The 21,619-nt window shown below is 70.2% G+C and carries 22 protein-coding genes; 15 read left to right on the forward strand and 7 right to left on the reverse strand.

Annotated features, from left to right (window positions below; genetic code table 11):
* Nucleotides 1-2: 2 nt before the first annotated feature.
* The 3 genes from CPCC7001_RS02455 to CPCC7001_RS02465 form a co-directional block, all read right to left on the reverse strand.
* Nucleotides 3-1,271 carry a hypothetical protein gene (locus CPCC7001_RS02455; protein WP_006910167.1) on the reverse strand — a complete coding sequence of 423 codons (1,269 nt, stop codon included), beginning with the start codon at nt 1,269-1,271 and terminating at the stop codon, nt 3-5.
* On the reverse strand, nt 1,271-2,227 hold the full coding sequence (locus tag CPCC7001_RS02460) for a patatin family protein (protein WP_006909441.1): 957 nt from the start codon (nt 2,225-2,227) through the stop codon (nt 1,271-1,273). Before CPCC7001_RS02460 ends, CPCC7001_RS02455 begins: the two co-directional genes overlap by 1 nt.
* Before the next feature lie 108 nt (nt 2,228-2,335).
* Complete coding sequence (locus tag CPCC7001_RS02465; RefSeq protein WP_156796652.1) at nt 2,336-2,965, reverse strand: hypothetical protein; 630 nt, start codon at nt 2,963-2,965, stop codon at nt 2,336-2,338.
* Between the two features lie 392 nt (nt 2,966-3,357).
* On the opposite strand from CPCC7001_RS02465, the gene CPCC7001_RS02470 reads away from it, so the two are divergent.
* The 4 genes from CPCC7001_RS02470 to CPCC7001_RS14930 all read left to right on the forward strand — a co-directional run bounded on the left by CPCC7001_RS02470 (nt 3,358) and on the right by CPCC7001_RS14930 (nt 5,093).
* Complete coding sequence (locus CPCC7001_RS02470) at nt 3,358-3,621, forward strand: hypothetical protein (protein ID WP_006910961.1); 264 nt, start codon at nt 3,358-3,360, stop codon at nt 3,619-3,621.
* Nucleotides 3,622-3,760: 139 nt separating this feature from the next.
* Nucleotides 3,761-4,129, forward strand: a complete 369-nt coding sequence (locus CPCC7001_RS02475; RefSeq protein ID WP_225867151.1) for a hypothetical protein — start codon at nt 3,761-3,763, stop codon at nt 4,127-4,129.
* A 177-nt stretch (nt 4,130-4,306) separates the two neighbouring features.
* Entirely contained in the window at nt 4,307-4,501 is a 195-nt protein-coding gene (locus CPCC7001_RS02480; RefSeq protein WP_006911083.1) for a hypothetical protein, read from the forward strand.
* A 280-nt stretch (nt 4,502-4,781) separates the two neighbouring features.
* Nucleotides 4,782-5,093: a hypothetical protein gene (locus tag CPCC7001_RS14930; RefSeq protein WP_006911103.1), complete on the forward strand. Its 312-nt coding sequence runs from the start codon at nt 4,782-4,784 to the stop codon at nt 5,091-5,093.
* Here CPCC7001_RS14930 and CPCC7001_RS02495 read toward each other — a convergent pair.
* On the reverse strand, nt 5,078-5,452 hold the full coding sequence (locus CPCC7001_RS02495; protein ID WP_043368512.1) for a DCC1-like thiol-disulfide oxidoreductase family protein: 375 nt from the start codon (nt 5,450-5,452) through the stop codon (nt 5,078-5,080). The two genes, CPCC7001_RS14930 and CPCC7001_RS02495, sit on opposite strands and share 16 nt — an antisense overlap.
* Before the next feature lie 221 nt (nt 5,453-5,673).
* Between CPCC7001_RS02495 and hemJ the strand changes: the two genes are divergently transcribed.
* From hemJ to CPCC7001_RS02510, 3 genes are read left to right on the forward strand one after another with little or no spacing between them, the layout of a single operon-like run.
* Nucleotides 5,674-6,261: a protoporphyrinogen oxidase HemJ gene (hemJ, locus tag CPCC7001_RS02500; RefSeq protein WP_006909804.1), complete on the forward strand. Its 588-nt coding sequence runs from the start codon at nt 5,674-5,676 to the stop codon at nt 6,259-6,261.
* Between the two features lie 5 nt (nt 6,262-6,266).
* Nucleotides 6,267-6,938 carry a PHP domain-containing protein gene (locus CPCC7001_RS02505; protein WP_006910358.1) on the forward strand — a complete coding sequence of 224 codons (672 nt, stop codon included), beginning with the start codon at nt 6,267-6,269 and terminating at the stop codon, nt 6,936-6,938.
* Between the two features lie 30 nt (nt 6,939-6,968).
* The gene (locus CPCC7001_RS02510; protein WP_006909638.1) at nt 6,969-7,511 is read left to right on the forward strand and encodes a hypothetical protein; all 543 of its coding nucleotides are present in this window, start codon (nt 6,969-6,971) and stop codon (nt 7,509-7,511) included.
* Between the two features lie 47 nt (nt 7,512-7,558).
* On the opposite strand, the gene cobN is transcribed toward CPCC7001_RS02510, so the two are convergent.
* Nucleotides 7,559-11,299, reverse strand: coding sequence for a cobaltochelatase subunit CobN (gene cobN / locus CPCC7001_RS02515; RefSeq protein WP_006910052.1), 3,741 nt, complete (start codon nt 11,297-11,299; stop codon nt 7,559-7,561).
* 67 nt (nt 11,300-11,366) lie between these two features.
* Between cobN and CPCC7001_RS02520 the strand changes: the two genes are divergently transcribed.
* From CPCC7001_RS02520 to CPCC7001_RS02530, 3 genes are all read left to right on the forward strand, one after another.
* A complete protein-coding gene (locus tag CPCC7001_RS02520; RefSeq protein WP_006910057.1) occupies nt 11,367-12,284 on the forward strand; it encodes a branched-chain amino acid transaminase in 918 nt (305 codons plus the stop codon).
* 155 nt (nt 12,285-12,439) lie between these two features.
* Entirely contained in the window at nt 12,440-15,982 is a 3,543-nt protein-coding gene (gene metH, locus CPCC7001_RS02525) for a methionine synthase (RefSeq protein ID WP_369699356.1), read from the forward strand.
* 94 nt (nt 15,983-16,076) lie between these two features.
* Nucleotides 16,077-16,349: a DUF4090 family protein gene (locus CPCC7001_RS02530; protein WP_006910648.1), complete on the forward strand. Its 273-nt coding sequence runs from the start codon at nt 16,077-16,079 to the stop codon at nt 16,347-16,349.
* A gap of 7 nt (nt 16,350-16,356) precedes the next feature.
* On the opposite strand, the gene CPCC7001_RS02535 is transcribed toward CPCC7001_RS02530, so the two are convergent.
* Entirely contained in the window at nt 16,357-16,584 is a 228-nt protein-coding gene (locus CPCC7001_RS02535) for a hypothetical protein (protein WP_006909789.1), read from the reverse strand.
* A gap of 144 nt (nt 16,585-16,728) precedes the next feature.
* Here CPCC7001_RS02535 and CPCC7001_RS02540 point away from each other — a divergent pair, with 144 nt between their 5' ends.
* Nucleotides 16,729-17,121 (forward strand): DUF2237 family protein, encoded by a 393-nt coding sequence (locus tag CPCC7001_RS02540; RefSeq protein WP_006911715.1) that lies wholly within the window; start codon nt 16,729-16,731, stop codon nt 17,119-17,121.
* A 33-nt stretch (nt 17,122-17,154) separates the two neighbouring features.
* Here CPCC7001_RS02540 and CPCC7001_RS02545 read toward each other — a convergent pair whose 3' ends face one another.
* The gene (locus CPCC7001_RS02545) at nt 17,155-17,898 is read right to left on the reverse strand and encodes an SDR family NAD(P)-dependent oxidoreductase (protein ID WP_043369399.1); all 744 of its coding nucleotides are present in this window, start codon (nt 17,896-17,898) and stop codon (nt 17,155-17,157) included.
* Nucleotides 17,899-17,960: 62 nt separating this feature from the next.
* On the opposite strand from CPCC7001_RS02545, the gene CPCC7001_RS02550 reads away from it, so the two are divergent.
* From CPCC7001_RS02550 to CPCC7001_RS02565, 4 genes are read left to right on the forward strand one after another with little or no spacing between them, the layout of a single operon-like run.
* Entirely contained in the window at nt 17,961-18,899 is a 939-nt protein-coding gene (locus tag CPCC7001_RS02550; RefSeq protein ID WP_006911499.1) for an NAD(P)H-dependent glycerol-3-phosphate dehydrogenase, read from the forward strand.
* Nucleotides 18,896-19,798 carry a PhzF family phenazine biosynthesis protein gene (locus tag CPCC7001_RS02555; RefSeq protein WP_006911512.1) on the forward strand — a complete coding sequence of 301 codons (903 nt, stop codon included), beginning with the start codon at nt 18,896-18,898 and terminating at the stop codon, nt 19,796-19,798. The genes CPCC7001_RS02550 and CPCC7001_RS02555 overlap by 4 nt, the downstream gene beginning before the upstream one ends.
* A complete protein-coding gene (locus CPCC7001_RS02560; protein ID WP_225867152.1) occupies nt 19,729-20,778 on the forward strand; it encodes a SpoIID/LytB domain-containing protein in 1,050 nt (349 codons plus the stop codon). The genes CPCC7001_RS02555 and CPCC7001_RS02560 overlap by 70 nt, the downstream gene beginning before the upstream one ends.
* On the forward strand, nt 20,768-21,595 hold the full coding sequence (locus tag CPCC7001_RS02565) for a DUF4922 domain-containing protein (protein ID WP_006910274.1): 828 nt from the start codon (nt 20,768-20,770) through the stop codon (nt 21,593-21,595). Before CPCC7001_RS02560 ends, CPCC7001_RS02565 begins: the two co-directional genes overlap by 11 nt.
* The last annotated feature ends 24 nt before the right edge of the window (nt 21,596-21,619 follow it).

Here is a 21,619-nt window from a genome sequence, read left to right on the forward strand (position 1 = left end):
GCTCAGATCTCCCCGGTGAAGAAATTGTTGTCCGCCAGCTGCCGCAGCAGGTTCGGGTAGTGGCAGGCCCGCACCCCCAGCTCCCCCGCCGTGTCCTGAAGCACCCCTTCGGCCAGGAGCCACTGGATGCGGGGCTGCAGCCGGTGACTGGGCATCCCCAGTCCATAGGCCAGGTGGCTGCGGCGCTGGGAACCGTGGATCAGCAGACTGTGCAGGAGATAGCGGTCTTCATCGGTGAGGGCCGGCAGGTCCGGCAGAAACGGCCGGGCGGCCACCAGCTCCTCCTCCTCCTCCTCCCCGGGCTCCTCCCCCTCCTTCTCCACCTCCTTCTCCCCCGACTCCTCCTTGGGCGGTTTGCGGCGCAGGCTGGCCAGCCAGAGCTCGGCGCCGATCCGGTGGCTGCCTTCCGCCGCATCCGCCAGCAGGTCCCAGTGATCGGTCCGCTCGGGATCGCTCGTCCCCCGATCGTCCCCCCCGTGATCGTTCCCGCGCCTGTGGCGGTCTGGGGTTCCTTCCGCGTCAGGGGGCTCAAGCCCCAGGTCTTCCGCCACCGGCGCCAGCCACTGCCGCAGGGCCTCTCCATCCAGAGCCGGCAGGGTGGTGGCGTTGGGGAAGTACGAGCTGAACTGGCTCACGTGGTCGAGGAACTTCCAGGCCCAGCGGTTGCAGCCCAGCAGCCAGAACCGGTCGCGCCGCTCCAGGATCACCTGGCGCAGCCGCTCGATGCCGCTCCAGCCATCGATGCAGCGCAGGAAGCACTGGTCGAGATTGGGCAGGCTCAGCAGCAGCGGCTCTGTCGACGTCGCCGATCCCAAGGGCGCCGACTCGCCATCCCCGGCTGCCGAGGACGGGGCCGTCTCGAGCGCCGCCGTGAGCATGCGTGGCACTGCCGCCGGGTCGGCCGGTCGGCGGCGGCAGGGCAGCAGGGTGCGGCAGGGAATCTCCCCGTCCTTCCAGTCAGCCAGCACCGCCTCGATCACCGGGGCCATGGGCTCCACCGGGCGGCTGAGCACGATCAGCACGTTCGGTGCCTGGGAGTCGGCGCGCCAGGCCTGCACGGCCTCCCGCAGGGCCGCCCCCACATCGCTCACCAGGGGCGGGGGCACCTCCAGCTCCCCCACCCGCTGCCGCAGCGCTTCGAGCCGCCCCGGCGGCAGGGGCTCCAGTGGGTCTTCGCTCAACCGCGCCTGGCCGCGCCGCCCTGACCACACCTCCAGACACTGCTGCAGATCCCGCAGCAGCGGCAGCCTCTCCAGCGACGGCAGATCCATCAGAGCAGCTCCCGCAGCGCCGGCAGCTGGTCGCGCATCGCCCGGTGCCCCAACGCGATGATCCGGCTGGCCTCATGAAAGTCAAAGATGGCGAAGTCATGCAGGGGCGGCTCCACCAGCAGATCCGGCACGTGCACCTCCAGCCGTCCGCGGGTCACCTGCTGCTCCATCACGTTGAGCGACGTGCCGATCACCTCGAAGATGTTCGGTCCGGGGTCCTCCGCATCAAACCACTGATCCATCTTGTCGTTGAGGGTGTCCTGGAGGCTCTCGAAGCGCTGCTGCAGGTTGCGCAGAAAGGTCTCGCGGCGTTGGTTGACCCCTTCACGTCTCTTCCTTTCCACCGTCTCCTGGTTACGGGACTCACCCACCGCGGACGGCCGGGCTGTTTCCGCCAGCCCGCCGGTCACGTGGTTGCGGTTCAGGTTCACCGCAATCACCAGCTCGGCCCCGAGGTCGCGGGCCACGTCCACCGGCACCGGATTGACGATGCCGCCATCCCCGAGGAAGCGGTCTCCATCGCAGAACGGGGTGAAGATGCCCGGCACCGAGATGCTGGCCCGCACCGCATCCACCATGCAACCGGAGCGGAGCTGCACCTCCTTGCCGCGGATCAGGTCGGTGGCCACGCAGCAGAACGGGATCGCGGCGTCCTCGATCCGCATGGCCTGCATGTGCTCCGACAGCAGCTCGTAGACGCGGTTGCCGTCGAGCAGGCCGCTGGTGGGAAACACCATGTCGAAGTAGGTCAGCAGGTCGCGCCAGCGCAGATCCCGCACGAAATCCTCGAGGTCGTCCAGTTCCCCCGCGCAGTACATCGCCCCCACGAGGGCGCCGATGCTGGCGCCGGCAATGCCGCTGATGCCGATGCCCTCCTCCTGCAGGGCTCGGATCACGCCGATGTGGGCCCAGCCCCGGGCACCACCGCTGCCGAGGGCCAGTCCAACCTGTTTCACGCTGCAGTCTCCGTTCCCGCCACAGCCTGCTTCAGCCAGTGTCCCGCTGCCATGACGGTCCCGCTGCCATGACGGCCCCGAGCTACGGACCACCGCGCTTCCAGGAGCCTAAGTCTGATCGCCGGGCGGCTCCGGCGGGATCCAGCGGGCGGCCCAGCGACCGAGCGGTCCCGACTCCAGCAGCTGCTGGTGCAGCGTCCTCAGCTCGTCGCTGCGCTGCTGCCGCCGCTGGGCCTCGGTGGGCACACAATCGGTGAAGGGCATGCGGGTCCGGGCCGCCACAAAGGCCCCCAGCCCCCGCAGGCTCGAGGGGTCGTCGCTGGCAGTGTCCAGAGTGAGGGGCTTGCCGTCGGTTCCCTTGGCCTGCAGCCGGTAGCTGCGATCGCCATCGGCGTCCACCGATTCCCGGAGCTCCAGGTCCCGGCCCTCCCCCACCACGTGCACCCGGCCGGCGAAGCGCCGCTGCAGCACCAGACGGCGGGCCTCCAGCCGCCACTCCTTCCGTCCGGCCAGCAGCCACGCCAACCCCCAGGCACAGGCCAGGGTGAGCCCGCCCAGCACGGCCGCCTCCAACCGCTGCCGTTCGCTGCCCAGGCGTGTGATCTCCACCCGACGGTCATCCAGCACCGCCACCAGAGCGCCGGCCTGGGGTCCCTGGACTGTCGCCTCGAAGCGCCGGATCTGCTTCCAGCCGATGCGGCGGCAGCGCCTGAACGGCCCCTCCCAGCGGCACACCACCAGCTCCTGGTGCCCCTCCGAATGTCCACAGGCAGCGCAGCACCTCCCCCACCGCCAGGACCCCTCCGAGGGTCCACAGGCCCCCCACAGCACCCACAGGGCGAAGCTTTCGCCGGCCCCCCACCCCACCAGCCACGCCGACAGGAAGCCGGCCACCAGAAAGCGTCCCGGTCCCTCGGCCCTGAGGCGGCAGCGCGGTGTCCCTTCGGCAGCTGCAGGGGGGCTCAGAAGCTGCGGTGGGGACACTGGATGCCCAGGCCGGCCATGCATCCGTTCTAGGGGCGGCCAGGCGCCGCCACCAGCGGCCAGGGTTCGGCTGGGTTCGGTTCCCCGGCTACAGAGCCCCAGGCCTTCGGGCCCAGAATGACCACCTCTGCCGTCTCGGCCGCGCCATGGCAAGCTCCGATCCCCTCCACCGCGCCGGTCTGCCGCGTCAGGGCCCCCCCTCGGCTCTGGTGGCTCCCGTGCTCGGTCTGGCCGCAGTCGGGGCCCTGGTGGTGATCCCGCTGGTGCTGATGGCCGCCATCCCCCTGGTGCTGGCCTCCGTGCTGGTGGTGGGCGGTGCCCTGGCGGTGGGGCTTTCGCTCTGGGCCACCGTCGAAGCCCTGGCGGCCTTCGAGCGCTGGCTTGAGACCGACCGCCGATTCCAGCGCTAGCGCTGCCGAGGCCGCTGTCCGGCGCTAAGGCTGGAGAGTAGGACGTGACCCGCCGACCGCCATGGCCTGCCTTGCCTCACCCCTCCGTGCCCTGCTCTCCAGGGCCTATTGGCAGGGATCGCTCCGCCGTCACCCGCTGTTGCCCGGGCTTTTCATCGGTTCTCTGGGGCTGACCGTCCTCTCCTCCGTCGCTGGCCTCGCGCCGCTCCAGGCCGAGGAACGGGTCACCCCCGCAGCCGTGCGCGCCATCAACGTCGCCCGCACCTACGCCGTGCGGGTGAATGGCGGCCTGGAGCGCTACCGCCCGGCCCAGTGCATGTTCGCCACGGCAGCCCGCAGCAATCCCTGCCTGGTGGAGGAGAACGCCGACGGCTTCGTGTTCCGTTTTCTCGGCGGTCCTCCCGGCTGGGAGGAACGGGACCAGTTGCCCACCGCGGAGACCGAACTGCGGATTTCTCCCGATGGGCGCCGTGTCGAGCAGGTGGTGTACAACGACACACCGCGCTGAACCCAAACCGGGTTCGCCCCCTACCCTGTTGCCTGCTTTTCAGGTCCGGGATGGTCCGGTGAGGGGATGACAGGCAAGGCAGTTGTGGGTGGGCGTCGCTTCCGTGCCGGATGGGGCTCCTGGCTCCCCGGCCCTGCCGCACGGGGGATTGACGCCACGCGCGACGCCGACCGGGCCTTGAGCCCGTCGGAGCGGCTGCGCCGTTCCAGCCGCGAGGATGCCCTTCAGGCCGTGGATCTGGCGGTGGTGGCCCAGGCTTACCTGGCCCGCGAAGCGGTGTATCTGGGCCGAGGCGATTTCTGGAAGTGGGACCAGGACGGCATTCCTGGCTGGCTGGTGCCCCAGCTCGCTGACCTGGGATTCCTGCCCTGATCGGTGTCCGGCCGGTGGGATGTTTCACCGGCTGCATTCAGCCCAGCAACCAGCGCAGCGCCGCGGCCAGCTGTCCCACGATCCCTTCATCCGTGAGGGCCTCCCCCACCACCGCGGCCAGAAAACCGAGCCTCGCCACCCACCCGTTCAGACGCTCCACCGCCGCCAGCGCTTCGGTGTTCCAGGGCCTCTCGGTGGTGAGTCCCTCACCGAACCCTAGAAACCTGGACCCTGGAACGGGCCCGCCTGCGCTAGGGATGGAGGCGTAGCCGACCGATCCATGGACCTCCTCAGCAAGCGCCAGATCGTGGCCAGTGGCAGCGGCTGGGTGGCGGCCCTGCTCAACGTGGTGCCAGGGCTCGGCACCGGATACATCTACCAGCGCCGCTGGAAGGCCTACTGGATCACCTCGGTGCTCGCTACGCTCTGGTTCGGTGTCGGCCTTGTTCAGGGCCAGGGCGTGGATCCCACGCTGATGCCCGATGTGGTGCAGCGCAACCAGCTGGTGGGCCTGGCGGGCTTCCTGCTTCTGGCGGTGGTGACCGCGGTGGAGGCGGCCCGGGCCAGCGCCCGGGCTCAGCAGGAGGCCTGATCGGGGTCGACGGGCAGCCCGCGCCAGGCCAGAGCGCTGCGACGCGCCAGCAGCAGCAACGGGTAGAGCCACCGAGCCCGCCTCCGCTCCGCCATCACCAGCTTGAGCAACTGCAGCAGGGCCGTGCTGGGCCGCATCCGGGAACTGATCCAGGCGATCGCCTCGGCCCCGTGCCACACCTGGTCTCCCTTCAGAACCATGGCGCCATCCCGCAGGTGATGGCCCCGCGCTGCCAACGCATGGCGGAGCGCCGTGTCGGCCCGGCCATCGCGGATCTGCAGATCGGGGATGCCGCCTTTCAGCTCACTGAGCAGGGCGAAGTGTCGGCAGAACAGGCAGCCGCCGTCGAAGACCAGCACCGGGGCTGAATCAGCTGAATCAGTGGTTGTCCCTGGGATCCGTCCCGAGCCACTCCTCCGAACCACGGCGGCATGTCACTGCAGGCAACATCCTGCCCAGCAGAACTTGTAGCTGCGATCGCACCGGCCGGCGCTGCGCCTGGCGCATCCGACGACACGGTGCCTGGCCCATCCGATGACGCGGTGCCTGGCTTCTAGCCTGTGGCCCCCGGCGCAGCGGCATGGTGTTCGTCTTCAGCTGGCCTCCAGAGGCCTACCTGTGGTTCAAGACGCTCCACATCGTGGGCGTGGTGGTGTGGTTCGCGGGCCTCTTCTATCTGGTGCGCCTGTTCATCTACCACCGCGAGGCCGAGGAACTGGACCCCCCCTTGAAGCTGGCCTTCCAGGAGCAGTACGCCCTGATGGAACGCCGCCTCGCCAACATCATCACCACGCCGGGCATGGTGGTGGCCGTGGTCTGCGCCGTGGGGCTTCTGAGCGTGAATCCCACCTGGCTGCAGCAGGGCTGGATGCACGCCAAGCTCGCCTTCGTGGCCGCCCTGCTGGCCTATCACGCCTTCTGCTACCGGCTGATGGGGCAGCTGCAGCAGGGCCGCTGCAACTGGAACGGCCGCCAGCTGCGGGCCCTCAACGAGCTCCCAACCCTGCTGCTGGTGATCGTGGTGATGCTGGTGGTGTTCAAGAACCAGTTCCCCACCGGCGCCGCCACCTGGTTCGTGGTGGCCCTGGTGGTGTTCATGGCCGCGTCGATCCAGTTCTACGCGCGCTGGCGCCGGCTGCGGGCCGAGCGGCTGGCCGCCGACGCCTGAGCCCGATGGCCGTTCCCGCCTCTCCCCGTGCTTCCCATCCCCTGTCCGCCGTGCTGGCGCAGGTGGAGCCGGCCAGTTGTCCCACCCGGTTCAACTTCCACTGCCACACCATCTGCAGCGATGGCAGCCTCACCCCGGAGGGCCTGGCCCATCAGGCTCTGGCGATCGGTCTCGATCACCTGGCCGTGACCGATCACCATGCCCTGCAGGCCCATGCCCCGATCTCCGCGGTGTTCGAGGCCGCCTCGGCGCGGGGCCAGGCGGTTCCGACCCTCTGGCGGGGTGTGGAGATCAGCTGTCTGCTGGAGGGGTGTCTGGTGCATGTGCTGGCCCTCGGCTTCGGAGCGGAGCACCCTTCCCTGGAGCCCTACCTGCAGGGCCGGTCCGTGGTGGGGCCAGCCCTGCGTGCCGGGGCCGTGGTGCAGGCCATCCATGCCGCCGGGGGCCTGGCTCTGCTGGCCCATCCGGCCCGCTACCGCCGCCCCTTCCCGCACCTGCTGGCGGCGGCGGCCGACCTCGGTTTCGACGGGGCCGAGGCCTGGTACGACTACGACCTCCAGGCGGCCTGGTCACCCACGCCGCTGGTGTGCGAGGCGATCGCCAGGGATCTAGGCCATCGTCGCCTTTTGATGAGTTGTGGTACGGATACCCATGGGGTGAACCTCTGCGGCCGCTAGGGTTTGCTGACGCTTTCCCCTTGGCCGACGATGGGTCTGTTTGATCGCCTGTTCTCCTCCGGCTCCGGCGCGAACAGCGCCCCTGCCGCCAAGCCCCAGCCCCGCAAGAAGACGGAGGCCGTCTTCCTGGATGCCGATGCCGCCAGCAGCCTGGGCGATGTGAACCTGATGAAGCGGGCGAACACCATCCGCCACACCTTCCCCGGCACGGCCGACAACCCCGGCAACAAGGAGATGGTGGCCGAGGTGTCCTCGATGGAGACCAAGCTGGAGAAGATGTCCGAAGGCCTGCCTGGCGCCGCTCGCCGCGAGGCCGAACTGAATCTCACCGGCGGTGTTCCCAAGCCCGTGAAGAAGACGTTCGCCCAGCAGATGTCCCAGGCTCAGCTGGAACAGCGCCGGCGTGGCTCGGCCCTGGGCGTGAATGTGCCCGGCGGTCCGGCCGCCGCCAAGAAGGACCAGGAGCAGACCGCTGCATCCCCTGTCGCCCAGCCCCAGATCACCCAGCAGATCCCCTCCAAGCCCGGAGCCATCGATCCCTTCCGCCAGATGGTGCGGGACCTGAACAACTGAAAGGCCACGCTGCCTGGCCGGTGTCGGACGTCTGAGCGGCTGCCAGCTCAGGGTGACTGTTCGATTAGGCTTTCAGTGTCCAGCACCAGCTGCTCCAGCTGGCTGATCCGTTCGGCACCGGCGTGGTTCCAGAGGCCGCGGTGGTGGGCCTCCAGCAGCCGTTCGGCCATGTCGCGCAGCGCCCACGGGTTGCGGCGTTCAAGGAAGCGGCGCACCTCGGGATCCGCCAGCCAGTGGTCCCACACCGCGCCGTAGCTCCAGGCAGGCATGCGTCCGGTGCTGGCGTCGTAGGCGAACAGGTAGTCCAGGGTGGCGGCCATCTCGAAGCCGCCCTTGTAGCCGTGCTCCTGCATCGCCCTGATCCAGCGCGGGTTGAGCACCCGGCTGCGCAGCACCTTGTCGAATTCCTTCTCGATCCGGTGCACCCGCGGCCGGCTGCTGCGGGAGTGGTCGCCGAACCAGAGGGCCGGCCGGCGGCCCTGCAGCCGTTCGGCAGCGGCGCTCAACCCCCCCTGGAACTGGTAGTAGTCGTCGGAGTCGAGCAGGTCATGCTCCCGGTTGTCCTGGTTGTGCAGCACCACCTGCACGCTGCGCAGCCGCTGCTCCAGCCCCTGCCGATCCGCACGGGCTTCGATCGACGCCGCCCCCGCATGACCTGAACCCTCCGGCGCATAGCTCCAGCTGCTCCAGTTCAGGAACGCCTCGCCCAGATCGTCCCGCTCCTCCCACTGGCCGCTGTCGATCAGGCCCTGCAGGCCCGCCCCGTAGGCCCCCGGGGCCGACCCGTAGATGCGGGCGCAGTGACCCTCCCGCCGTGCTGCCGCCGCCAGGGGGTTGTGGGCTTCGTCCTCCTCGAGCTCCGCCACCAGCGTGGTGGCCCGGTGCATCCACCCCACCAGCTGGGGGAAGGCATCGCGGAACAGGCCGGAGATGCGCAGGGTCACATCCACCCGCGGCCGCCCCAGCAGGTTGAGCGGGATCAGCTCCAGGTCCACCAGCCGGCGCGTCGGTCCATCCCACACGGGCCGCACGCCCAGCAGGGCCAGGGCCTGGGCGATATCCTCACCGCCGTTGCGCATCGTGCTGGTGCCCCATACCGAGAGGGCGAGTCGGCGCAGATGCTCCCCCTCGTCCTGCAGATGGAGCTCCAGCAGCAGCTCGGCGCTGCGGCGACCCAGGTCCCAGGCCGCCTCGGTGGGGAGGCCGCGCAGGTCCACCGCGTAGAAGTTGCGGCCGGTGGGCAGCAGATCGGGCCGGCCCCGGGTGGGTGCTCCGGCCGGTCCGGCGGCGATGCGCCGGCCCTCCAGTCCCCGCAGGAAGGCCTGCCGCTCGGCGTCGCCACAGCCCAGCAGGCGGGGCAAGAGCTGCCGGTGCAGGTGATCCAGGCACGCCCGGGTGATGGGGCCTGGCCTGGGGCTGTCCGCTGCCGTGTCCAGGCGGAGGGCCTGGCGGCAGAGCGCCAGAGCCTCCTGCTCCAGCAGGGCCGCTCCATCGCCCACCGTGCGCAGAACACCGGGGGCCTGGGCGGCGCCGACACCAGCCTGGAGCCGTTGCCGGTCGGTCTCCGCCAGACGCTGTTCTTCCGGATCGCTCCAGGGATCGAAGTCCAGCCCCCGGTCTCTGGCGAGGGCCTGGGTCAGGCCCGCCATGCCGGCCTGGGGCGGACGAGCCAGGCAGAGCAGCAGTTCGGCCAGCCGCCCGGATTCGGGCAGGCGTCCATAGGTGTGGAGCCCCAGGCGGATCTGGGCTTCCTTCAGCTCGCACAGGTAACCATCGGCCGCATCCAGCCGGGCATCGAGATCGGCCTCCGCCGCGGCCAGGGGCAGGTCCAGGGCCTGGAGCCGCTCCCGCAGGGTGCTGCGCAGGGCGTCGGCCCTGGCACCGCCGAGCTGGCTCGCCTCCCAGTACTCGTCGAGCAGCCCCTCCAGGCGTTGCAGATCCCCGTGCAGCCCAGCCCGCCCGAGCGGCGGCGTGAGGTGATCGAGAATCACCGCCTGGCTGCGGCGCTTGGCCTGGGAGCCCTCACCGGGGTCGTTCACGATGAAGGGATAGAGGTGGGGCATCGGCCCCAGGGCCCACTCCGGGTAGCACTGGTCCGAGAGCCCCAGCCCCTTGCCGGGCAGCCACTCGAGGTTGCCGTGCTTGCCCACGTGCACCACCACCTGGGCGCCGAAGCTCTGCCGCAGCCACAGGTACTGGGCCAGGTAGGCGTGGGTGGGGGGCAGATCCGGACTGTGATAGCTGAGGCTCGGATCCCGGTCGAAGCCCCGTTCCGGTTGGATCAGCACCACCACACGGCCGAAGCGCAGCCCCCGGATCGGGAAGGCCTGCTGCCGCTCCCGCGTGGTCACCAGCCCTCCATCCCGCTCCGGAGGACCCCACACCGCCTCCAGACGCTCCCGGCCCTGCTCCGGCAGGGTGGCGTACCAGTGCTGGTAGGCCCGCAGGCCCAGATGATCCAGGGCCGGCCGATGGCCGCTCTCGGGGTCGTTGCTCAGTCCCGCCAGCAGCTGGCCGATCAGGGCATCGCCATCGGCCGGCAACTGCCGCTCGCCGAGGTCGTAGCCGGCCTCCCGCAGCCATAACAGCATCAGGGCTGTGGACGCCGGGGTGTCGAGGCCGACGCCGTTGGCCAGACGGCTGTTGCGGGTCGGGTAGTTGGCCAGCACCAGAGCCACGTGGCGCTCGGCCGCCGCTGTACGTCCCAGCGTCACCCAGCGGGCCGTGAGCTCCGCGATCCATTCCAGCCGGCCGGGATCCGGGTCGTAGCCCTGCAGCCCTGAGGCGAGCCGTTCGCTGGCTGCGCGCGTCTGCTTGAAGGCTCCGATGCGGGTGGTGATGCGCCCATCCAGCTCCGGCAGCGCCACCTGCAGCGTGAGATCGGTGGGGGTCAGCCCGATGCTGCTGGCGGCCCAGGCCGCCCGGGGCTGGCTGCTGCACAGCAGCTGCAGCACCGGCACATCCAGGGCCTCCCACAGGGGCGCCCCCAGCCCGGCGTCCTCGAACTGCACCGAGGCGAACGAGGTGCTGCACAGCACCGCCGCCACCCCCTCGCGCCGCAGCAGATCGCTCACGCCGCGCTGCACCGCCGGATCCCGCAGCCCGCTCACCCAGAGGCCCCGCGGACACAATCCCCGGCCGCGCAGCGCCGCCAGGGTGCGGTCCATCAGGGCCAGATCGCCGGCCTGCAGCAGGGCGCGGTAGGCGATCACCCCCACCCGTGGCCCCGTTTCGTCGCGCCAGTCGTGGGCAGCGGGATCCGGCAGGGGCTGCACGGCCGGCGGCAGCGGCATCCGGCCCTGCAGCAGCCCATTCAGGGCCTTGAGCACTGAACGCACGTTGGCGGCGCCGCCCTCCCGCAGGCAGCGCCCCAGGGCGATGGCCAGCGCGGGGTCCACGGTGCCGCAGCCGGCCAGCCCCACCTCCTCCTCCGCCGTGCCGGCCAGCACCACCAGGTCGCGGCCCTCGGGCTCGGCCCAGAGGGCCAGCTGGTCCAGCCCGTAGGTCCAGTGACCACGGCCCCCCAGCAGCCGTACCACCACCAGCCGCGCCTGCCGCACCGTTGTGGCGATGTAGTGGTCGATCACGGCCGGATGGGCCAGAGCGGCCAGGTTGAGGCCCCGCACCGCCCCCTCCACCAGGTCCGGCGATTCCGCCAGCACCCGGTCCACCGCCACCAGGTCGGTGTCGGCGTGGGTGAGCAGGATCACGGGTGCAGCGGGCTGCTCCACGTAGGCCCCCTGGTCCGCCTGGTCCGATCCCCCCGGTAGTGCCGCCAGCCTGTGCATGGCTCCATCCTGCTGGCTGCAGTGAGAAGATCGGGGCACGCCAGGCCTCGCCGATACCCGCGCCCCCATGCACCAGTTCCTGCCCTACGCCTGGTTCGATGGCAAGGTCGTGCGCTTCGAGGAGGCCACCCTCTCGGTGGCGACCCACGCCCTCCATTACGGCACCGGCGCCTTCGGGGGGATGCGGGCCCTGCCCAACCCTGCCGATCCCAAGGAGATCCTGCTGTTCCGGGCTGACCGCCATGCCCGCCGGCTGAGCCAGAGCGCTCGCCTGCTGCTCACCGACCTGCCGGAGGAGACCATCCACACGGCGATCCAGGCCTTCCTGGTGGCCAACCAGCCCACCTGCCCGGTGTACCTGCGGCCGTTCGTGTACACCAGCGATCTGGGCATCGCCCCGCGTCTGCACAACATCGAGACCAACTTCCTCATCTACGGCCTCGAGCTTGGCGACTATCTCTCGCCCGACGGGGTGAGCTGCCGCATCAGTTCCTGGACCCGTCAGGAAGACCGCTCCCTGCCCCTGCGCGGCAAGATCAGCGGCGCCTACATCACCAGCTCCCTGGCCAAGACGGAGGCCGTGAAGAGCGGCTTCGAGGAGGCGATCCTGATGAACAGCCGCGGCAAGGTGAGCGAGGCCAGCGGCATGAACCTCTTCCTGGTGCGCGATGGCCAGCTGATCACCCCCGGGGTGGATCAGGACATCCTCGAGGGCATCACCCGTGCCAGCGTGATCGAACTGGCCCGGGCCATGGGTCTGGAGGTGATCGAGCGCGCCGTGGACAAGAGCGAACTGTTCATCGCCGACGAAGTGTTCCTCAGCGGCACCGCCGCCAAGGTGACGCCGGTGCGGCGGGTGGAGACCACCGACCTGCCCTCGGAGCGTCCCGTGATGGAACGGCTGCGCGATCGCCTCACCCTGATCACGGAAGGGCGCGATCCCGCCTATGACCACTGGGTGACGCGGATCCGCATCGACAGCTGAGCGCCCCTGCGATGACCACCACACGGCCCGTCAGTTCTTCCACGCCGCCCCGGCCCCCACACGGGGCTGAGCGCGTCGGGTTCCTCGAGCGTCTCCATGCTCCCGGGCGCCCCGTGCTGGTCTTCGATGGCGCCACGGGCACGTCCCTGCAGCAGATGAACCTCACCGCCGAGGATTTCGGTGGTGCCGCCCTGGAGGGCTGCAACGAATACCTCGTGGTGTCCCGTCCCGACGCGGTGCAGGCGGTGCACCGCCAGTTCCTGGAGGTGGGCGCCGACGTGATCGAGACCGACACCTTCGGAGCCACCTCCCTGGTGCTGGCCGAGTACGACATCGCCGACCAGGCCTTCGCCCTCAACCAGCGCGCGGCGGAGCTGGCGCGTCAGATGGCCGACGCCTTCAGCACGCCGGAGAAGCCCCGGTTCGTGGCGGGATCGATGGGGCCCACCACGAAGCTGCCCACCCTGGGCCATGTGGACTTCGACACCATGAAGGCCTCGTTCCAGGAGCAGGCCGAGGGGCTTCTGGCCGGCGATGTGGACCTGTTCATCGTGGAGACCTGCCAGGACGTGCTGCAGATCAAGGCGGCGCTGCAGGGGATCGAGGCGGCCTTCACGGCCACGGGCCAGCGGCGGCCGCTGATGGTGAGCGTGACCATGGAGACCACCGGCACGATGCTGGTGGGCTCCGACATCGCGGCAGTGGTGGCGATCCTGGAGCCGTTCCCGATCGACGTGCTCGGCCTCAACTGCGCCACCGGGCCGGAGCAGATGAAGGAGCACATCCGCTACCTGAGCGAGCACAGCCCGTTTGTGGTGAGCTGCATCCCCAATGCCGGCCTGCCGGAGAACATCGGCGGGGTGGCCCACTACCGGCTGACGCCGCTGGAGATGAAGATGCAGCTGCTGCACTTCGTGGAGGACCTCGGGGTGCAGGTGATCGGCGGCTGCTGCGGTACCACGCCGGCCCACATCGGCGCCCTGGCGGAGCTGGCGGCAGAGCTCACCCCGGCTCCCCGGGCGGTACGCACCCCCGCCACCCGGCATGACCGGCCGCTGCTGCAGGTGGAACCCTCGGCCGCTTCGATCTACGGCACCACCCCCTACCACCAGGACAATTCCTTCCTGATCATCGGCGAGCGGCTCAATGCCAGCGGCTCGAAGAAGGTGCGGGAACTGCTTGCCGAGGAGGACTGGGACGGGCTGGTGGCCGTGGCCCGCGGCCAGGTGAAGGAGAACGCCCACGTGCTCGATGTGAACGTCGACTACGTGGGGCGGGATGGGGAACGGGACATGCACGAGCTGGTGAGCCGGCTCGTGACCAATGTGAATCTGCCATTGATGCTCGATTCCACCGAGTGGCAGAAGATGGAGGCCGGCCTCAAGGTGGCCGGCGGCAAGTGCATCCTCAACTCCACCAACTACGAAGACGGCGACGAGCGTTTCTTCAAGGTGCTGGAACTGGCGCGGGCCTACGGCTCCGGTGTGGTCGTGGGCACCATCGATGAGGAGGGCATGGCGCGCACGGCGGAGCGCAAGTTCGCCATCGCCCAGCGGGCCTACCGCGATGCCCTGGAGTTCGGCATTCCGGCCCACGAACTCTTCTACGACCCGCTGGCCCTGCCCATCTCCACCGGCATCGAGGAAGACCGCGAAAACGGTCTCGCCACGGTGGAGGCGATCCGGCTGATCCGGGAGAACCTCCCGGGTGTGCATGTGGTGCTCGGGGTGAGCAATGTGAGCTTCGGCCTCTCACCGGCAGCACGCATCGTGCTCAATTCGGTGTTCCTGCACGACTGCTGCGAGGCGGGCATGGACGCGGCGATCGTCAGTCCGGCCAAGATCCTGCCCCTGATCAAGATCAGCGATGAGCACCAGCAGATCTGCCGCGATCTGATCTACGACCGGCGCCGCTTCGAGAGCGAGCAGCCCGGTGCCATCTGCACCTACGACCCGCTCACGGCCCTCACCACCCTGTTCGAGGGCGTCAGCGCCAAGGAAGCCCGCGCCTCGGGGCCTTCCCTGGCCGATCTGCCGGTGGAGGAGCGCCTCAAGCAGCACATCATCGATGGCGAGCGCATCGGCCTGGAGACGGCCCTCGACGAGGCCCTGCAGACCTATCCGGCTCTGCACATCATCAACACCTTCCTGCTGGACGGCATGAAGGTGGTGGGGGAGCTGTTCGGCTCCGGTCAGATGCAGCTGCCGTTCGTGCTGCAGAGCGCCGAAACGATGAAGGCGGCGGTGGCCCGTCTCGAACCCCACATGGAGCGGGTGGAAGGGGAAAGCAGCAGCAAGGGCAAATTCCTGATCGCCACGGTGAAGGGCGATGTGCACGACATCGGCAAGAATCTCGTGGACATCATCCTCACCAACAACGGCTATGAGGTGATCAATCTCGGCATCAAACAGAGCTGCGAAGCCATCATCGAAGCTCAGCAGCAGCACCAGGCCGACTGCATCGCCATGAGCGGGCTGCTGGTGAAGTCCACGGCCTTCATGAAGGACAACCTGGAGGCCTTCAATGAGGCCGGCATCACGGTGCCGGTGATTCTCGGGGGAGCGGCTCTCACCCCCCGCTTCGTGCACGGCGACTGCCGTGCCGCCTACCGCGGCCAGGTGGTGTACGGCCGTGATGCCTTTGCCGATCTGCGCTTCATGGACGCGCTGATGGACGCCAAGGCGGCCGAGGGCTGGGATGACCTGCAGGGCTTCCTCCATGGTGCCCCCGAGGGCGTGGAGCTGGGGACCAGCCGCCCCGCGGCCGAGGGGGACGCGACCGCCCCCGCCGACCCGGCGGACGCGAACGACAGCAGCTCCGCGACGGTCCACCCCCCCGCCGGCGATCACCGCTCCGAGGCGGTGCCCGAGGAGCCGGCGCTGGAGCCCCCCTTCTGGGGCAGCCGGGTGCTGAGCGAGGCGGCCATTCCCCTGCAGGAGGTGTTCGCCTACCTCGATCGCAACGCCCTCTTCGCCGGCCAGTGGCAGCTGCGCAAGAGCCAGCAGCAGAGCCGCGAGGCCTACGAGGCGATGCTGACGGAGAAGGCAGAACCCGTGCTGCAGGGCTGGATGCAGCGCTGCCTCGCGGAGCACCTGCTCACCCCCCGGGTGGCCTATGGCTACTTCCCCTGCGGCCGCGACGGCAATGCTGTGGTGGTGTTCGATCCTGAGCAGCGGTCCCGGCCCCTGGGGCGCTTTCACCTGCCCCGTCAACGGGCGGGCAACCGCTACTGCATCGCCGATTTCTACCGCGACCTCGCCGTGGGACCGGCCGGCGAGCCGCTGCCCACCGATGTGATGCCGATGCAGGCCGTCACCATGGGCGAGCAGGCCACCCGCTTCGCGCAGCAGCTCTTCGCCGCCGACCAGTACACCGACTACCTCTACTTCCACGGTCTGGCGGTGCAGATGGCCGAGGCCCTGGCCGAATGGACCCATGCCCGCATCCGGCATGAACTGGGCTTCGGCGATCAGGAGCCTGAAGCCCTGCGGGATGTGCTGGCCCAGCGCTATCGGGGCAGTCGCTATTCCTTCGGTTACCCCGCCTGTCCCAACGTGGCCGATTCGCGCCAGCAGCTGGACTGGCTCGGCGCCGAGCGCATCGGCCTCAGCATGGACGCCAGCGATCAGCTGGAGCCGGAACAGAGCACCACCGCCCTGGTGGCCCTGCACAGCAAGGCGCGTTACTTCAGCGCCTGAAGCCAGCTCCGGCAATCCCTGCCCCCATCGGCCCTGGATCGGCGCTGACTGGGCCTAGCGTGGCTGGGTTCCAGCCCGAAGCCCTTCGCACGCCATGGTCATCGCCGGTCCCGATGGAGTCGATGCCGCGATCAAGGCGGGGGTGGACCTCGACGGTTCGCCGATCCCCGCGGCGATGCTCGAGCTCTACAACGAGGTGATGGAGCTGGAGAGCCGCCGGCCCCGCTCGGGCGTTCTCAAATCCATGCGGAACCGGGTGGTGAAGACCGGTGCCAAGCACCTGGATCAGCAGACCCTCGACGCGCGCCTCAAGGGCGCCGGCTGGGAGGGGCTCAAGGCCAAGGAGATCGCGTTCTTCTACGGCTGAGGGCCGCTCAGCTGCACATCTCCTCGAGGGCGTCGATCACGTCCTGCTGGAAGTCCTCCAGGTCGGAGGAGTCGCTGAGGTCCAGGCCCTCGCCGGCCGCGTTCTGGGTCAGCTCCTGGAAATGGAAGGCTCCCTCACCGTGGGCCAGGAACTCCACGGCCGACGGTTCACCGCTTTCCTTGTAGGCATCGCAGAGGGCCAGGAAGGCCGCGTCTTCGGTGAATTCCCAGCTCATGAAGGGGTTGGCGCGTCGAACGACGGATGAAACGCGGTCAACGACCTTTAACGCCTCCCCCCCGGATTTCGTCAACTCCCTGGGCCAACTTCAAGGGGATGACGGGAAGTCCGTCACATTCGTCAGACTGGGCCCCAAGCACGTGTGGACCTTGTGACCCAGACCAGCCCGGCCCAGACCCAGGCCCTCAATGTGCTGGGGGAGCCCCTGGAGGTGTGCAGCTGCGAGCCGATGACCGGCTGGTTCCGCGACGGCTCCTGCCGCACCAACGGCGCCGACCTGGGCCGCCACACGGTGTGCTGCGTGGTGACCGAGGCCTTCCTCAGCTATAGCCGCGCCCAGGGCAACGACCTCAGCACCCCGGCTCCCCAGTACGGCTTCCCTGGCCTCAGACCCGGTGACCACTGGTGCGTGTGTGCCCCGCGCTGGCTGGAGGCCTATGAAGACGGCATGGCACCGCCGGTGCGTCTCCAGGCCACTGAAGCCAGCACCCTGGAGGTGATCCCGCTGGAGGTGCTGCGTCAGCACCCGGCCTGAGACCTCCTTCAGCGCCCCCGCCAGTGCCCCCGTTCACCACGGGATCCTCTGGCCATCCCAGGCCCAGAACCCGCCGCTCTGCTCCGGTCCCAGGCCTTCCAGCACATCGAGCAGATGACCGGCGGCCCTCCCGGCGCTGAACAGTTGGGTGGTGGGCACAGTGGCCTGGAACGGCTGCGACAGAGCCGTGGCCGTGGTGCCTGGATGGAGGAGGCTGACGCAGGCCTGGGGGAAACGCCGGCGCCACTCCAGCGCCAGGGTGCGGAGCAACTGGTTCTGGGCGGCCTTGGCGGCCCGGTAGCTGTACCAGCCGCCCAGGCCGTTGTCGCCGATGCTGCCCACCCGCGCCGAGAGGCTGGCGAACTGGAACGGGCTCTGGCGGGGCAGCACCCCCTCCAGGGCCTGGGCGAGCAGCACCGGGCCGAAGGCGTTCACGGCGAAACTGCGCTCCAGCGCGCTTCGCCTGAGCTGGGCCAGGCGTTTTTCCGGTTGCAGGTCCGGGCCGTGCAGCAGCCCCACGGTGTTGATCACCAGCCGCAGCGGCGGCCCCTGGGCGAGCTCACGGCTCAGGTTTTCCAGGCTCTCGTCACAGGTCACATCCAGGGGGACCCAGCGCTGGAGGCCGGCGGTCGGTGGCGGCCGCCGCGATGTGGCCACCAGCTCCAGCCCCGGAGCCCGCTGGGCCAGGGCCCGCAGCAGCGCCATGCCGATGCCACCGCTGCCCACGACCAGGGCCAGCCCTTGCCACTGCGACAGGGGCGGCAGGAGTGAGTCCATGGGGGCGGAGGCCAGGAGGGCCATGATGGCAAGACCCTGTTCGCGCGCGTCCGGTTCGATCCATGCCCCTACGCATCGCCGTGCTCGGCCGCGGGGCCTGGGGGCAGACATTGTCCGAGCTCTGGGAGCGGCAGGGCCACGCCATCTCGAGCTGGTCGCGGCGGGATGGCACCGCACCCGAGGCGGTGCTGCAGGGGGTGGACCTGGTGGTGGCGGCCGTGGCGATGGCGGGCGTGGAGAGCCTGGCCCAGCGGCTGGGGGGCCTGTGGCCCGGGGCGACTCCCCTGCTCAGCTGCACCAAGGGCCTGGATCTCGACCTGCTCGCCACCCCCGGCCAGCTCTGGCGCCGCCATCTCCCTGCCGCCGTGCCCCTGGTGGTGCTGAGCGGCCCGAACCTGGCGGCGGAGCTGCGTCAGGGGCTGCCGGCCGCCAGCGTGCTGGCCAGCGAGGATGGCGCCACAGCGGTGCGGCTGCAGCAGGCCCTCAGCGGCGCCAACCTGCGCCTCTACACCAATGCCGATCCCCTCGGCACCGAGGCGGCGGGTGCCCTCAAGAACGTGATGGCCCTGGCGGCCGGAATCGCCGATGGGCTCGACCTGGGTGCCAATGCCCGGGCCTCTCTCCTCACCCGCGGCCTGGCGGAGATCGGTGTGGTGCTGGAGGGTCTGGGGGGGAAGGCCGCCACCCTGTACGGCCTGGCGGGGCTCGGGGATCTGATGGCGACGGCCACCAGTGAGTTGAGCCGCAACTACCGCTGCGGGCGGCTGCTGGCGCAGGGCCACTCCCCTGCCGAGGCGGAACGGGGCGTGGGAGCCACCGTGGAGGGGCTGCGCACCGCCAGGGCCGCCCTGATGCTGGCGCGGCGCCATGGCTGGCGGCTGCCGATCTGCGGCCAGGTGGTGGCTCTCCTCGATGGACGCCTGAATCCCGTGGAAGCGGCCTGGGGGTTGATGGAGCGCGAGCTCAGACCCGAGCACGTGGCTCCGCCCTCCCGGCCATGACCAGGCTGCCCGCGGTGCTGGTGGAGGCGTTCACGGCCAGGCCCTGCTCGGGCAACGGCGCTGCCGTGGTGCTGCTGGAGCGGCCCCTCGCCGATGGGACGCTGCAGGCGGTGGCCCGCAGCCTGAACCAGTCGGAAACCGCCTTCCTCTGGCATCGCGGCGGCCGCTGGGGCCTGCGCTGGTTCACCCCCACGTGCGAGGTGCCCCTCTGCGGCCACGGCACCCTGGGGGCCCTGCTGGCCCTTGGCCACTGGGGCCTGGGGACCCCAGGGGAGCCCCTGGAGTTCTGGAGTCTGAGCGGTGCACTCACGGCGACCCTGGAGGGCTCCGGGCCGGGAGGCATGCCGGCGGGCTCAATCCTGCTGCCCAGCGCGGGGCTGATCCCGGCGCCACCGCCAACCGCTCTGCAGCAGATGCTGGACCAGCTGCTGGGCACCACGGCGGAGCAGTACTGGACCTCCCCCCTCGGCTACACGGTGGCGCTGCTGCCCGCCAGCGCGCCACTGGCGTCCACGCCGCTGCCGGCCGCCGCTGTGCCGGCCACCAACCGCCAGGGCCTGGTGCTGATGCAGCCCCTGCCGGCCCATGGTCCGGTCTGGGAGGTGCTGGGTGAGCCCTGCCGTTATCAGTTGCGTTTCCTTGCTCCCGGTCTCGGCATCGACGAAGACCCGGTGACCGGGTCGGCCCATGCCCTGGTGGCCCCCTGGTGGCTCGAGCGCCTGGGCCTCGAGCGCCTGGCGGGCTGGCAATGCTCGCCCCGCGGGGGTGGAATGGTGTGCGAGACCGCGGTTTCAGGCATGATCCGCCTGACCGGAACGGGCCACCTGCTGTGGGACGGACACTTGCATCTCGATTCCGACGCCCCGACTGGTTCCGGCTGGGACCGCCTCTGGGCCTGAGGCTGCGCAGCCCCTTCACCCGCCAGTTCCTGCTCGCCACCCCGATGGCCGTGGTGGCGGTGGCCACGGGTTTCGCCGCCCAGAGCCTGGCTCCCCGGGCTCCGGAGGCCGTGCACGGTGAGCTGCTCGACACCCTGATGGCTGTGCCGCCGCCTCCCCCCGACACGGTCGCAGCGGCCGACCAGCTGCGCCATCTCCAGGCGCGGCGGCTGGATCCGTCCACCGCCCCCCAGGCCCCGGCGCTGGGACTGGCCGAGCCCGAGGCGGCCGCGCCGATCGATCTGGAGATCCGGGTGGCGCTGCTGCGGGCCGGCTCTTACCCCCGCCTCTCGGCCCAGGGGCCGTGGCAGCTGCTCAGCCGGGAGGGCCAGCTACTGCAGCAGGGGGGCGCGGGTGATCCGGTGTCCCTGGAAGGTGGCCTGCAGCAGGTGCCGGAGGCGTGGCTGCAGACCTCCGGTCCGGCCCTGCTAGTGAACGGCCAGCCGTACGCCGGCCGGATCCGGCTGATCCAGGAGGGCGGCGGCCTGCGGCTGGTGAACCACGTGGGACTCGAGACCTACATCAGCTCGGTGGTGGGAGCCGAGATGCCCAGCAGCTGGTCCTTGGAAGCCCTGCGTGCCCAGGCCGTGGCCGCCCGTTCCTATGCCCTGGCCCACATGGCCAGGCCCGCGAACCGGCACTGGCATCTCGGCGACACCACCCGCTGGCAGGCCTACCGGGGCCTCACCAGCGTGACGGAGCGGACGCGCCAGGCCACGGGCTCCACGGCCGGGCTGATCCTGAGCTACCAGGGCGCGATCGTGGAGAGCCTCTACGCCGCCAACCGTCAGATCAGCCTGGAAGCCCACGGCCATCTCGGCGCCAGCATGAGCCAGCACGGAGCCCAGGATCTCGCCCAGCAGGGCTACCGCTACCACCAGATTCTGGGCCACTACTACCAGGGCGCCGCCCTGGCTCGGCTCAAGGCCGGTGCGGGCTGAACGCCTCTGGCGCGGTGCCCTGGCGCTCTCCGAAGCCGCCCGGGCCAGTGGCGATCTGGTGCCCCTCCGCACCGAACGGGTGGAGGCCCCGGGGCTGCGCCCGTTCGTGCTGCGGCGGTTGCTGAGCCGCACCCCCAAGCATCTGCGTGGCGGCGGACCTCGTCCGAACCCGTTCCTGCCCTGGGAGCCGGCCCTGGAGCTTGAACGGCTGGGGTCCGGCCATGTGGTGCTGCTCAACAAGTACCCCGTGCAGCCGGCCCATCTGCTGCTGATCACCCAGGACTGGCAACCGCAGAAGGGCTGGATTGCTGCGGAGGATTGGCGCGCCGTGGCCGAGCTTGCCCGCGACACCGGCGGCTTCTGGTTCTTCAACAGCTGTGCCGCCGCCGGGGCCAGCCAGCCCCACCGCCATCTGCAGCTGCTGCCGCGACGTGCAGGTGTGCCCAGCTGTCCCCTGGCGTCCTGTTTCCTGCGGCAGATCGGGGGGGAGCCGCTGGACTGGCCCTGGCGCTACGCCATCGATGCCCGGCTCTGTCCCGACGATCCGGCCGAGCTGCAGGCGATCTACCTGCGCCAGGCCCGGCAGCTCGAGCTGGGCGATCCAGACCGCGATGACCAGCCGCTCCACCCCTACAACCTGCTGTTCGACGACGACTGGTTCGTCACCGTGCGGCGCGTCCAGGAGCACTGCGCCGGTTACAGCATCAATGCGCTCGGCTTCGGCGGCTACCTGCTGGCCACGGAGCGCTCCGACGGCGCCTGGCTGGAGCGCCACGGACCCTGGGAGCTGCTGCGGCGGGTGGCCGCACCGCGCTGAGGGCGCCGGGGGTGACGCTGCCCG

Source organism: Cyanobium sp. PCC 7001 (assembly GCF_000155635.1).
Taxonomy (GTDB): Bacteria; Cyanobacteriota; Cyanobacteriia; order PCC-6307; family Cyanobiaceae; genus NIES-981.